Source organism: Cupriavidus agavae, assembly GCF_004217045.1.
GTDB classification, from domain to species: domain Bacteria; phylum Pseudomonadota; class Gammaproteobacteria; order Burkholderiales; family Burkholderiaceae; genus Cupriavidus; species Cupriavidus agavae.
Window position 1 is genome coordinate 1 of the sequence record NZ_SGXM01000005.1, and the last position, 13,139, is coordinate 13,139.

The following is a 13,139-nucleotide window of genomic DNA, read 5'->3' on the forward strand; positions in this document are numbered from 1 at the left end:
GGACCGTGAAACGACTTTGCGCCGATGATAGTGCGGATACCCGTGTGAAAGTAGGTCATCGCCAGGCTCTTATGCCCCAAAACCCCTCGACAGCTATCGCTGCGAGGGGTTTTGTCTTTGCGCGCATGGTTTTTTCGCAATGCCACTGTCCCGTCGGGGCAACACACTGTTGCGCCTGACGCGGCCCACTACGCTTTTCCCCCTCTTTTGCCGTTAAATTCCCGCAACGGCACGAATATTCGTATTTCACTTCGTTACCGCGCATTCTTTCTGTCATCCAGTTTTATCTACGAACTGGTAGGATGTTGCCTTATCGGAAGCATGCTTATGGAACTTGGTTCGAAGCATGTCACTCGAATGCTGCAGTGCCGCAGAGCGCGGAACGACAAAGCCTGGAGGAGGCCGTCGGTTCCCTGCGGTGTTTTCTTGGGAATTTTCTGAATCGCACATCGTTTTGAAGGGCGATGTCTGCAAACTCCCGGGAAACCGACTATCGTTAGCAACCGGCGGGACGATGCCAGCGTCAGATTGGCGCGATCCGCGAACAACGGTCACAACGATTCTCGAAGATTGGCAGGACTTTTGAGAGTACGGGGAGCAGGGCGCCCATTGCGGCGGCTCTGTGCCGGACGCGCGCGCGGCGGGTCCGGCGTGTGTTTTCCTCCAGGCCAGCACGCTGGCGAAAGCAGGGGCTCATGGCGACAATCCGCTGAACACGATTCGATTTCGTGCCTCGTGCAGGCACGCCAATTGCGACCACGCGCGCCGTGGCGCCCACCTGGCCTTGCGCCAGGTCCAAAGAAGAACTTTCCGTTTCATCCTCGAGGAAATCGCTATGCAAGCAATGCGCGCCAAGCGTGCTTTGATTCCAGGCATGCTGGCTATTGCCGTCACGGTGCTGTCCGCCTGCGGCAAGGAGAACAAGCCCCCTGCGGCCCAGGTGCCTGAAGTGAAAGTGGTCACGCTGAAGAACGAAACCGTTACGCTGGACACGTCCCTGCCGGGCCGGACGCTGGCCTACCGGATTGCCGAAGTGCGTCCGCAGGTCAACGGCATCATCCAGAAGCGGTTGTTCATCGAAGGCAGCGACGTCAAGCAGGGTCAGCAGCTGTACCAGATCGACCCCGCCACCTACGAAGCCACGGCCAAGAGCGCCGAGGCGACGCTCGAATCGTCGCGGCTGCTGGCGCAGCGCTACGGCAAGCTGGTCGGGGACGAAGCGGTCAGCAAGCAGCAGGCAGCCGAGGCCCAGGCGTCTTATCTGCAGGCCAAGGCCGCCGTCGACCAGGCGCATATCAATCTGCGCTACACCAAGGTGCTGTCGCCGATTTCGGGCCGCATCAGCCGGTCGCTGGTCACCGAAGGCGCGCTGGTCACCAATGGCCAGGCCAATGCGCTGACCACGATCCAGCAGCTCGACCCGATCTATGTCGACGTGACGCAGCCGTCCGCCTCGATCCTGCGCCTGCGCAAGGAACTGGCCAACGGGCAACTGCAGAACGCCGGGGCCAACGCCGCCAAGGTGTCGCTGCAGCTCGAGGACGGCAGCACGTATCCGGAACAGGGGCGGCTGGAGTTCACGGAAGTCGCGGTCGACCAGGGCACGGGCTCGGTGACGGTGCGTGCCGTGTTCCCGAACCCGCGCTTCGAACTGCTGCCGGGCATGTTCGTGCATGCGCGGCTCGCCGAAGGGGTGCGCCAGTCCGCCATCCTTGCACCGCAACGGGGCGTGACGCGTGATCTGAAGGGCCAGGCCACGGCGCTGGTAGTGAACGCCAACAACGAGGTGGAACTGCGCACGCTGACCACGACGCGCACGATCGGCACGAGCTGGCTGGTCTCGGAAGGGCTGAAGGCTGGCGACCGCGTGATCGTCGAGGGCCTGCAGTTCGTCCGTCCGGGTGCAAAGGTCAGCGCCACCGAGGCCACGGCCGCGCAGGCTGGCTACGTGACGGGTGGCGCTTCGGCGCCTGCCGCAGCTTCTGCCCCGGCCGCCGCTTCCGCTCCCGCAGCAAAGTCCTGATCCGGACCGTCGCATAAGGATTCTTCATGTCCAATTTCTTTATCGAGCGGCCGATCTTTGCGTGGGTGATTGCGCTCGTGATCATGCTGGCTGGCGTGTTGTCGATACGCTCGCTGCCGGTCACGCAGTACCCCGCCATCGCGCCGCCCACGATTGCCATCTCCGTGAACTACCCGGGCGCGTCCGCGCAGACGGTGCAGGACACGGTGGTGCAGGTGATCGAGCAGCAGCTGAACGGCCTGGACCGTCTGCGCTACATCTCGTCGGAGTCGAACTCGGACGGCAGCATGACGATCACGGCCACGTTCGAGCAGGGTACGAACCCCGACATTGCTCAGGTGCAGGTCCAGAACAAGCTGGCGCTGGCCCAGCCGCTGCTGCCGCAGGAAGTGCAGCAGCAGGGTATCCGCGTGGTGAAGTCGGTCCGTAACTTCCTGATCATCGTCGGCCTGATCTCCACCGATCCGAAGACCAGCCGGGAAGACCTGTCGAACTACATCGTCTCGAACCTGCAGGACCCGATCTCGCGTACCGCGGGCGTGGGTGACTTCCAGGTGTTCGGCTCGCAGTACGCCATGCGGATCTGGCTCGACCCGGCCAAGCTGAACAGCTTCCAGCTGGCGCCGCTCGACGTCAGCACCGCCGTCAAGGCGCAGAACGTGCAGGTGGCCTCGGGCCAGCTGGGCGGCCTGCCGGCCGTGCCGGGGCAGCAGCTCAACGCGTCGGTGATCGGCAAGACCCGCCTGCAGACCGCCGAGCAGTTTGGCAACATCCTGCTGAAGGTCAATCCCGATGGCTCGCAGGTGCGTCTCAAGGATGTGGCCGAAGTGGGCCTGGGCGGGCAGGACTATTCGATCAACGCCCAGTACAACGGGCGTCCGGCATCGGGTATCGCCATCCGCCTGGCCGCCGGCGCCAACGCGCTGGAAACGGTCAAGAACGTGCGCAACACGCTGAACCAGCTGGAGCCGTCGTTCCCGCCGGGTATCAAGGTGGTGTTCCCGTACGACACCACGCCGGTCATCGCCGACTCGATCCACGAGGTGGTCAAGACGCTGCTCGAAGCCATCGTGCTGGTGTTCCTGGTGATGTACCTGTTCCTGCAGAATTTCCGCGCCACGCTGATCCCGACGATCGCCGTGCCGGTGGTGCTGCTGGGCACGTTCGGCGTGCTGGCCGCGTTCGGCTACTCGATCAATACACTGACGATGTTCGGGATGGTGCTGGCCATCGGCCTGCTGGTGGATGACGCCATCGTGGTCGTGGAGAACGTCGAGCGGGTGATGTCCGAGGAGGGGCTCGGGCCCAAGGAGGCCGCGCGCAAGTCGATGGGGCAGATCCAGGGCGCGCTGGTGGGTATTGCGCTGGTGCTGTCGGCCGTGTTCCTGCCGATGGCGTTCTTCGGCGGCTCCACGGGCGTGATCTACCGCCAGTTCTCGATCACGATCGTCTCGGCGATGGCGCTCTCGGTGCTGGTGGCGCTGGTGCTGACCCCGGCGCTGTGCGCGACGATGCTCAAGCCGATCGAGAAGGGCGACCACGGCGAGCACAAGAAGGGCTTCTTCGGCTGGTTCAACCGCAGCTTCATCCGTACGACGCACAAGTACGAGCGCAGCGTGGTGGGCATCCTGAAGCGCCGTTCGCCGTTCCTGCTCATCTACGTGGTGATCGTGCTGGCGATGGGCTTCCTGTTTACGAAGATCCCGACGTCGTTCCTGCCGGAAGAAGACCAGGGCGTGTTGTATGCCCAGGTGCAGACGCCGCCGGGCTCGTCGGCCGAGCGCACGCAGGCGGTGCTCGACCAGATGCGCAACTACCTGCTCAACGACGAAGGCAAGATCGTCGAGTCGCTGTTCACGGTCAACGGCTTCAACTTCGCCGGCCGGGGCCAGAGCTCGGGTCTGGCGTTCATCCTGCTCAAGCCGTTCAAGGAGCGGGAGGGGGATGCCACGAGCGTCTTTGACCTGACCAAGCGTGCGCAGGCCAAGTTCAGCACGTTCCGCGATGCGCTGGCGTTCGCCTTTGCGCCGCCGGCCGTGCAGGAACTCGGTAACGCCACCGGCTTCGACTTCTACATGCAGGACCAGGCCGGGCTGGGGCACGAGGCGCTGATGGAGGCGCGCAACAAGTTCCTGGCGCTGGCCGCCAAGGATCCGGCGTTGCAGCGCGTGCGTCCGAACGGACTGAACGACGAGCCGCAGTACCTGCTGGAGATCGACGACGAGCGTGCGCGGGCGCAGGGTGTGTCGCTGTCGGACATCAACAGCACGGTGTCGATTGCGTGGGGTTCCAGCTACGTGAACGACTTCATCGACCGGGGCCGCGTCAAGCGCGTCTACCTGCAGGGCCGTCCGAACGCGCGGATGAATCCGGACGACCTCAACAAGTGGTTCGTGCGCAACAGCGATGGCGAGATGGTGCCGTTCTCGGCATTCGCCACGGGCAAGTGGGGCTATGGCTCGCCCAAGCTGCAGCGCTACAACGGCGTGCCGGCGGTGGAAATCCTCGGCGAACCGGCGGCGGGCAAGAGCTCGGGTGACGCCATGGCTGCGGTGGAGGCCATCATGAAGCAGATGCCGCAGGGCATTTCGTATTCGTGGACCGGCCTGTCGTACGAAGAGCGGTTGTCGGGCTCGCAGGCGCCGGCGCTGTACGCGCTGTCGCTGCTGGTGGTGTTCTTGTGCCTGGCCGCGCTCTACGAGAGCTGGGCGATTCCGTTCTCGGTGATGCTGGTGGTGCCGCTGGGCGTGATCGGCGCGCTGCTGGCTACGCTGGGACGCGGACTGTCGAACGACGTGTTCTTCCAGGTGGGCCTGCTGACCACGATCGGCCTGTCGGCGAAAAACGCGATCCTGATCGTCGAGTTTGCCAAGGATCTGCACGACCAGGGCAAGAGCCTGGTGGATTCGGCCGTGGAAGCGTGCCGCATGCGCCTGCGCCCGATCATCATGACCTCGCTGGCGTTCGTGCTTGGTGTGTTCCCGCTGGCGATCTCGCAGGGCGCCGGTTCGGGCAGCCAGCACGCGATCGGCACGGGCGTGATCGGCGGCATGATCACGGCCACCGTCCTGGCCATTTTCTGGGTGCCGCTGTTCTTCGTGGTCGTCAACGCCCTCAAGGAGCGGCGCGGCAAGCACGATTCGTCCTCCCTGGAAACGGGAGCGCAAGCATGAAGAGAACACTGATCTATGTGGCCGCTGCCGCGGTGCTGTCGGGCTGCAGCCTGATCCCGACCTACGAGCGTCCCGCCGCGCCGGTGGACGCTGCCTATCCGCAGGGCGATGCCTACAAGGGGGCCACGGCCGCCGCGCAGGTGCCGTCCGCCGTGGAACTGGGCTGGCGCGACTACTTCGCCGATCCGCGCCTGCAGCGGCTGATCGAGGTGGCGCTGCAGAACAACCGCGACCTGCGCGTGGCCGCGCTCAACGTCGAGGCGTATCGGGCGCAGTACCGCATCCAGCGTGCCGACCTCTTCCCGGAGGTGGGCGCGACGGGGCAGGGCACGCGGCAGCGCGTGCCGGCGGAACTGTCGACAACCGGCCAGCGCGTGATCAGCAGCCAGTACGGCGTGTCGCTGGGCACCACGGCGTGGGAGATCGACCTGTTCGGCCGGCTGCGCAGCCTGAGCCAGGCGGCGCTGGAGCAGTACTTCGCCAGCGAGGAAGCGCGCCGCAGCACGCAGATCTCGCTGGTGGCCAGCGTGGCCAACGCCTACCTGACGATGCGCGCCGACGAGGCGAACCTGCAGGTCACGCGTGACACGCTGGGCGCCTACGAGCGGACGTACAACCTGACGAAGCGCAGCTTCGAGGAAGGCGTGGCGTCGCGGCTCGACCTGCGCCAGTCGCAGACGCAGGTCGAGAACGCACGCGCCTCGCTGGCGCGCTATACGCGCCTGGTGGCGCAGGATGCCAACGCGCTGACGCTGCTGCTGGGCGCCGGCATGCCGGCGGACCTGCCGATCGGGCTGACGCTCGACCAGAAGCTGGTGGCCGATGTGCCGGCTGGCCTGCCGTCGGACCTGCTGCAGAACCGTCCGGACATCCTGGCGGCCGAGCACCGCCTGAAATCGGCCAATGCCGATATCGGCGCGGCGCGTGCGGCGTTCTTCCCGCGCATCTCGCTGACCGCTTCGGCCGGCACGGCCAGCCGCCAGTTGTCGGGGCTGTTCGACGCGGGCTCGGGCACCTGGCTGTTCTCGCCGCAGATCACGCTGCCGATCTTCACGGCCGGCAGCCTGCAGGCCAGCCTGGACTACGCGCGGATTCAAAAGGACATCAACGTTGCCACGTACGAGAGTACGGTGCAGTCGGCGTTCCGCGAGGTGGCTGACGGACTGGCCGCACGCGGCACGTTCACCGACCAGCTCGAAGCGCAGCAGCGGCTCGTGGAAGCCAGCCAGGATTACTACCGGCTGGCCGAGGGACGCTACCGTACCGGCGTGGACAGCTACCTGACCCTGCTCGACGCGCAACGGCAGTTGTTCACCGCGCAGCAGGCCCTGATCGACGCGCGCCTGAACCAGCTGACCAGCGAGGTCAATCTGTACAAGGCGCTGGGCGGCGGACTCAACGAGGTGACCGGCGCGCCGGCCACCGATGCGGGCACGACGACTACGGGCAGCACGGGCCAGGCTGGCAAGCCAGCTTCGTAACGGTGCAGGTGACCCGGCGGCGGTCGGCGCCGAGATAGAAAGGGAGGCAGCCCGGGGTTGCCTCCCTTTTCTGCTTTTGGGCGATCCGCTGGACAGTCTGGTCTTGAGAATGTCCGGCAGACCGGCAAGCAGCGGCCTATAATCGCTAAATCATTGATTGCACAATAATTGATCGGGCAATAAATATGGCTGTGAATACACGTCCGGCACATGACGAGGCGCCGAAGTCTCAGGACTCGGGGCAGGTGCTGCCATTCCGCGAGTCGCTGCTGGCGATGCTGGGCATCGCCTTCGTGGTCATGCTCGTGGCGCTGGACCAGACCGTGATCAGTACGGCACTGCCTACCGTGGTCGCCGAGTTGCAAGGTTTCGAGTACTACGCGTGGGTGGCTACGGCCTACTTCCTGACCTCGGTCATCACGGTGCCGATCTTCGGACGGCTCGGTGACTTCCATGGCCGCAAGCCCTACGTGCTGGCGTCGATCGTCGTATTCCTGGTGGCGTCGATCCTGTGCGGGATGGCAACCAGCATGCCGTTCCTGGTGGCGGCGCGTGCGCTGCAGGGTATTGGCGGCGGCATGCTCGTGGGCACGGCGTTCGCGTGCATTCCCGATCTGTTCCCCGATCCCCGCGTGCGACTGCGCTGGCAGATCATGATGAGCACCGCGTTCGGCCTGGCCAACGCCATGGGGCCGTCGCTCGGCGGCATCCTGACCGAATGGTTCGGCTGGCGCGCCACGTTCTTCGTCAACGTGCCGGTGGGGCTGATCGGCCTGATCTTCGCGTGGCGCTACGTGCCGCACCTGCGCCAGCAGAAGCACACGGGCCCGGTCCGGATCGACTGGCTTGGCGCGCTGCTGATTGCGGTGGGGCTGGGTAGCCTGCAACTGTCGGTGGAATGGCTGCCGGAGCGTGGAGCCGTGGTGGCGCTGGGCCTGCTGGCGGTCTCGATTGCCGCGTTTGCGGCGCTGTGGCAATGGTCACGCCGCTGTGAATCGCCGATCCTGCCGCTGGAGATGTTCCGCAATCCCGGCCTGGCGCCGCTATTCGTGCTCGGCGTGCTTGGCGGTTTTGCGATGTTCGCGCTGCTGCTCTACGCGCCGCTGCTGTTCCAGGGCGGTTTTGGCTATTCGCCGAAAGAGGCGGGCCTGCTGGTCACGCCGCTGGTGGTGTGCATCACGTTGGGCAGTATCGTCAACGGCCGGATCATCACGCGCATTCCGCAGCCGAGCAGCATGCTGTACGCGGGATTCGCGTTGCTGGCGCTTGCGCTTCTTGGCCTGTCGCAGGCCACGCGCAGCATGCATCACAATGTTCTGCTGGCGATCATGTTATGCGCGGGCTTTGGTCTGGGATTCGTGTTGCCGAACCTGACGGTTTTTGCCCAGCAGACGGCTGGCCGCGCCAACCTCGGCATTGCAACGGCGATGTTGCAATCACTGCGGATGGTCGGCGGCATGGTTGGCACCGCCATCGTCGGCACGCTGGTGACGCGCAGCTATACCTCGGGGGTCACCACCGCGCTGGCATCGGCCGATGCCACCTCGTTCGCCGCACGGATGACCGATCCGCAGATCCTGATCGACAAGACGGCGCAGGCGGAATTGCTGACCAACCTGCAGCAGGCAGGGCACAATGGAGCCTTGCTGCTGGAACAGGCCCGCCTGTCGCTGGTCAACGCCATTCATCTGGGGCTGTTGCTGGCCGCCCTTGCAGCGCTCGTCGGCATCTGGCGTACACGCCGCGTGCCGCCGATCAAGCTGGTGCGGGCGCCGGACCCCGCGATGGCCGCCGACTGAGCGGCCCTGCCAACTGGAGATTCGATTTGGAACTGGAGCGACAAAGCCTGGCCGTATTGCAACAGTTCGGACGCACTTACCGGGCCTATGCCTCGGCGTTCGAGCAGCGCATCGGACATCCGTTGCCGCGGTGGCGCATCCTCTATGCGCTTTATGGGCATGAAGGCCCGATTGCGCAGAAGCCGCTGGCCGACCGCGTGGGCATGGATCCCGGCGCGCTGACGCGCCAGCTCAAGGCGCTGCAGGAGCTGGGCTGGATCGAACGTACCACCAGCGAGCGCGACAACCGCATGACCAATGTCACGCTGACCACGGCCGGCCGGGACATCGTCGACCAGGCGCTGCCGCGCCGGTCCGAGTTCCTGCAGGAGGTGCTGGTCAACGTGTCCGAGACGACGATGCACAATCTGTCGAAAGGACTCGCCCAGCTCGAAGCCGGCATCGCCGACGCGGTGGCGCGTACCACCGCCGAGCGCGACGCGGCCTGACACGGTTCGCTATCCGCCGAACAGCGCCGCAATGGCCGCCGGATTCGACGGAAAGTAGCCATGCACATACGACGCGGTGAGACTGCCGCGTCGGTACACCGCCTCTCCCTTGCCGCCCGGGCGCGGCGACGTGGCCGTCGCGGCCGGCGCCAGTTCCGATGCCGTGGTCGAGTAGTGGAACGTGTGCCCCCGTATCTCGTTGTCTTCCACCGGCAGTCCGGTCCACGGCAGTACCACGGCCTGATGGCCGATCGCGGCCAGCCGCGCCTGCATCGTGACGGTGCCCGGCAGGAGCCCGGCCATCGGATGCGCCTTTCCCTCCCGATCCACCAGCGTGTCGAACAGCGCCATCATGCCGCCGCATTCGGCCAGCATCGGCACGCCCGCCGCGTGGGCGTCGCGCAGTGACTGCAGCATCGGCTGGTTGGCAGCCAGCGTGGCCGCGTGCAACTCGGGGTAGCCGCCGGGCAGCCACAGTGCGTCGCACGCCGGCAGCGCGGTGTCGCGCAGCGGCGAGAACCAGGCGATGTCGGCACCGAGTGCGGCCAGCGTGTCGACGTTGGCGGGATAGATGAAGCGGAATGCGTCGTCGCGGGCGATGGCGATGCGCCGGCCCGCAAGCAGTGGCGGCAGGCTTGGTGCCGCCGCCGCACAGATCGGCACGGGGTCTGGCAACCGGCCGACCGGCAGCGGCGCCAGCGCATCCGCCAGACGGTCGAGCCGCGTCAGCAGGTCTGGCAATTCGTCGGCACTGAACAGGCCGAGATGCCGCTCGGGCAGGCTCGCGGCGGCATCGCGGGCCAGCGCGCCGGCCCATTCGATGCCGCCGCGCAGGCTCTCGCGCAGCATGGTGGCATGGCGCTCGGTACCGACGCCATTGGCCAGCACATGCATTGCCCGGAACGGTGCGCCATAGCTTGCCAGGCCATGCGCGATGGCGCCGAATGTCTGTGCCATCGCACCGGCCTGGATCACGGCAAGTACGGGCAGGTCGAACAGGCGCGCCACGTCGGCGCCGCTGGGCGTGCCGTCGTGCAAGCCCATCACGCCTTCCACGAGGATCAGGTCCGCGTCGCGGGCGGCTGCGGCGAGCCGGACCCGCGCGTCGGCCTCGCCCGTCATCCAGAGATCGATGTTGTGCACCGGTGCGCCGCTGGCCGCGGCCAGCAGCGTGGGATCAAGAAAATCCGGTCCGGTCTTGAACACGCGCACGCGCCGTCCCTGGCGCGCATGCAGGCGCGCCAGCGCCGCGGTGACGGTGGTCTTGCCCTGGCCCGAAGCCGGCGCGGCGACGAACAGGGCGGGCACCCGGGGCACGTCGCCAACAAGGGTGTGGACGGGCGGGGATGGCGGCATGGGCGTATGAAAGCTGGGCAGGTCGGGAAGGTCGGGGCATAGGTCGCAGGGCAGGCGCCGGACGCGACCCGGCCGATTATAACGAGGGGTGTGCATGGCATTCAGTTGATCGGCAGCACCATGCCTTGCAGCGCGGCGCATTCGAATAGTTCACGGTCGTTGCTGACGCCGAGCTTGTGCATGGCGCAATTCTTCTGGCGGCTGATGGTCTTGACGCTGCGGCACAACGTGGTGGCGATCTCGGTCACCGAGCGTCCGGTGAGATACAGCCGCAGCACCTCCATTTCCCGGGCGGAGAGCCGCTGCACCCCGTCGCGGCCCACGGGCAGCACGCTGCGCAGGTCCGCCGGCGCCAGCGCGCGCAGCGCCGACCTGCCGATATAGGTAAAACCGCGCTGCGCCCGCGTGATCGCGGTGTTGATCTCGGGAAGCTGGCAATCCTTGAGCAGCAGCCCATGGACGCGCGCCTCGAGGATGGTGCGCAGCACCAGCGGGTTCGTGATCATCGTCAGCACGATGACCGACGTGGTGGGATAGCGCCGGCGCAGCGCGGAAATCAGCCGGACCCCGTCGAGTTCGGCCGGCCCGGGCATGTGGTAGTCGGTGACCACGATATCGGGCCTCAGCAGGTCTACCTGCTGCAGCAACTCGGTGGCACTGGCGACCTCGCCGCAAACTTCCCATCCGGCGTGCGACTGCACCACCGCCCGGATCGACGCCGTGATGACCGGATGATCATCGGCGAGCAATACCCTCAACGTCATCCATCGCTCCTGTCCTGTACACATGGCTCATTCCTTCGGCTTCTGGCTGGCGAAAAAAGGCGCCGCACGCAGGGTGGGCGTGCGGCGCAAAGTCGCAGCCGCCGCCCCGGACCAAACGGGTGACGACCCGGCGCGGCGCGATGCCCGGCGAGATTAATGCGGTCGGATTCTCAGTGGAGTAAGAGGATTCGCAAAATGCGCGGAAATATCGTGCGCTATCGCAGACGAATGCGAAGCGGCCCCGCGCTGTCGCCAGCGCGGGGCCGCCAAGGGGTGATGCGGAGAGTGAGCCTCAGGCCACGGCGAGCGGCCGGGCGGGCGGGCTGGCGTGGCGCCGGCCGTCAATGGCCCTGAGCGGGTCACGCAGCACCGAAGCCCCGACCTCCATGATGTCGCGCAAGGCCGCGCGGTCCGCGCCTTGCTGGGGTGTCCAGAAATGCAGCGCGGCCCAGGCCGGGAAGCTGGCCGGCGGCGCCAGCAGCCGCGTCTTGCGGTCGCGCGTCACGAGCGGCACGTTGAAATCGAGGATCGGGCAAATGCCGCCGGCCGCGTGCAGCAGTGTGATCTGCGAATGCCACGAGGGCACCACGGTCTCGCGGTGGCCCGGCGTGTTCGCCCGGCGCGCCAGGAACGCATGCAGCGGGCTGCTGCTCTCGCAATCCTCCTGCAGCAGGATCCAGTCGGTTTCCACCTCGTCGTTGTTGCCGCCGCGGTTGGCGCTGACCAGCCGGCGCGGCGTGGCCATGATGCTATGCGGTATCACGCTGTCGGGTACGTTGGCGCCATCCACCACGAAGGCGCAGTCGAGCTCGCCGGTGTCCAGCGCCTCGCACAGCATGGCATCGGCGATCACCGGGCGCGTCACGAAACTGTCATGCGGAAAGCGCTCGCAGAGGGTGGTGAGGATCTCGGTGATGACGGGATCGCCGATCGACGAGGAAAAGCCGATGGAAAGCCGGCGGCCATTGACGGCGCCGATCGCGGTCTGGTCGTGGGACTGGACCAGCTGGGACCATTTGGCGAGGATCTGGCGCGCGGTCTGCTCGAGCCGCATCGCGTGCGGCGTGGGTTCGAGCGTGCCGTTGCGCTTGACGAACAGCGCGTCGCCGGTGATCTCGCGCAGGCGGGCCAGGCTGTAGGCCACGGTTGGAATGCGTCCCTGGGTGCAGGCTGCCACCGCGCTGAGATCGCGGTACTCCATGAGCAGGACGAACACATGCAATAGCTTGGTGCTGACATGCCGCATACTGACTTCTCCCGATCCGAGACTTCAAGTTCTTGTTTTTTTGTGACGACGCTTCTGCTACGTGACGACAACACGCGATGCCGCGCAAGAGAACAGCACCGGAAAACAGAACAGCACGAACTACGAGGGCGGGGGACAGCATGAATACGCCCGGGCAAGCCTGCGCCTCTTCTGTTGCATTTTGGTGCAACAGAACACCGCGTCGTCCGAACAATGGATCGTCGATGACGGATGCGGTACGGCAGTGGCTCCTCTTCCTCAGGCCCGGACCCGGCGGGGTAGGTGCGTCACCATGGAGGTGCACCCGCCGGACACCTGTCTGTGCAACGCCGGGAGGCGTTCGTTGCAGGTGTTTGAAATTTAGTTGTTGCGAGGAAATCTTAATACAACAACTAAAAAAGTACCAGAAAAGCTGTTCGAGACGGCGAGGTTTCCGACCTCATGCAGATGCCTTGTTTGAACAAGCAGACAATGGCGCGGGCGGCTTGGCATGGCCGATACGGGCCGCTGCATGATGCTGGCGCATCGTTACGCGGTGCCGTCCTGCGGGGCGGATCCGGTTTGAATCGCATGCTTGGTTTCGCGAAAAATTTCCAATTTGGAATGACGAAATTTGATGCCGCAGCCATGCATGTGTCCGCGCTCGCGAGACGCTGACCGAGGGCTGATTGACGGAGCCGAAGCTTCCATTTTGCTTAACTCGGGTAGCGAAGACACTGAATTCCTTTTGCGCAGGCGGTGGGCTACCTTACGCTCAGGATCGGCGGGCCCCTCGGCCGCCGTGCGAGCTGGCCGGTGAGCGGAGGCAT

Annotated in this window: 8 protein-coding genes; 5 read left to right on the forward strand and 3 right to left on the reverse strand. The window is 65.7% G+C overall.

The window, feature by feature from the left end; all coding sequences use genetic code 11:
• Window positions 1-835: 835 nt before the first annotated feature.
• The 5 genes from EV147_RS17715 (at window position 836) to EV147_RS17735 (ending at window position 8,964) form a co-directional block, all read left to right on the forward strand.
• A complete protein-coding gene (locus EV147_RS17715; protein ID WP_130392551.1) occupies window positions 836-2,023 on the forward strand; it encodes an efflux RND transporter periplasmic adaptor subunit in 1,188 nt (395 codons plus the stop codon).
• 26 nt (window positions 2,024-2,049) lie between these two features.
• Entirely contained in the window at window positions 2,050-5,196 is a 3,147-nt protein-coding gene (locus EV147_RS17720; protein ID WP_130392552.1) for an efflux RND transporter permease subunit, read from the forward strand.
• Complete coding sequence (locus EV147_RS17725; RefSeq protein WP_130392553.1) at window positions 5,193-6,677, forward strand: AdeC/AdeK/OprM family multidrug efflux complex outer membrane factor; 1,485 nt, start codon at window positions 5,193-5,195, stop codon at window positions 6,675-6,677. The genes EV147_RS17720 and EV147_RS17725 overlap by 4 nt, the downstream gene beginning before the upstream one ends.
• A 185-nt stretch (window positions 6,678-6,862) precedes the next feature.
• On the forward strand, window positions 6,863-8,476 hold the full coding sequence (locus tag EV147_RS17730) for an MFS transporter (RefSeq protein WP_235844805.1): 1,614 nt from the start codon (window positions 6,863-6,865) through the stop codon (window positions 8,474-8,476).
• Between the two features lie 26 nt (window positions 8,477-8,502).
• Complete coding sequence (locus EV147_RS17735) at window positions 8,503-8,964, forward strand: MarR family winged helix-turn-helix transcriptional regulator (RefSeq protein WP_130392554.1); 462 nt, start codon at window positions 8,503-8,505, stop codon at window positions 8,962-8,964.
• 9 nt (window positions 8,965-8,973) lie between these two features.
• Here EV147_RS17735 and EV147_RS17740 read toward each other — a convergent pair whose 3' ends face one another.
• The 3 genes from EV147_RS17740 to EV147_RS17750 form a co-directional block, all read right to left on the reverse strand.
• The gene (locus EV147_RS17740; RefSeq protein WP_130392555.1) at window positions 8,974-10,320 is read right to left on the reverse strand and encodes a cobyrinate a,c-diamide synthase; all 1,347 of its coding nucleotides are present in this window, start codon (window positions 10,318-10,320) and stop codon (window positions 8,974-8,976) included.
• A gap of 101 nt (window positions 10,321-10,421) precedes the next feature.
• Complete coding sequence (locus EV147_RS17745) at window positions 10,422-11,084, reverse strand: response regulator (protein ID WP_130392556.1); 663 nt, start codon at window positions 11,082-11,084, stop codon at window positions 10,422-10,424.
• A 292-nt stretch (window positions 11,085-11,376) separates the two neighbouring features.
• Complete coding sequence (locus tag EV147_RS17750; RefSeq protein WP_130392557.1) at window positions 11,377-12,330, reverse strand: LysR family transcriptional regulator; 954 nt, start codon at window positions 12,328-12,330, stop codon at window positions 11,377-11,379.
• Window positions 12,331-13,139: the final 809 nt, after the last annotated feature.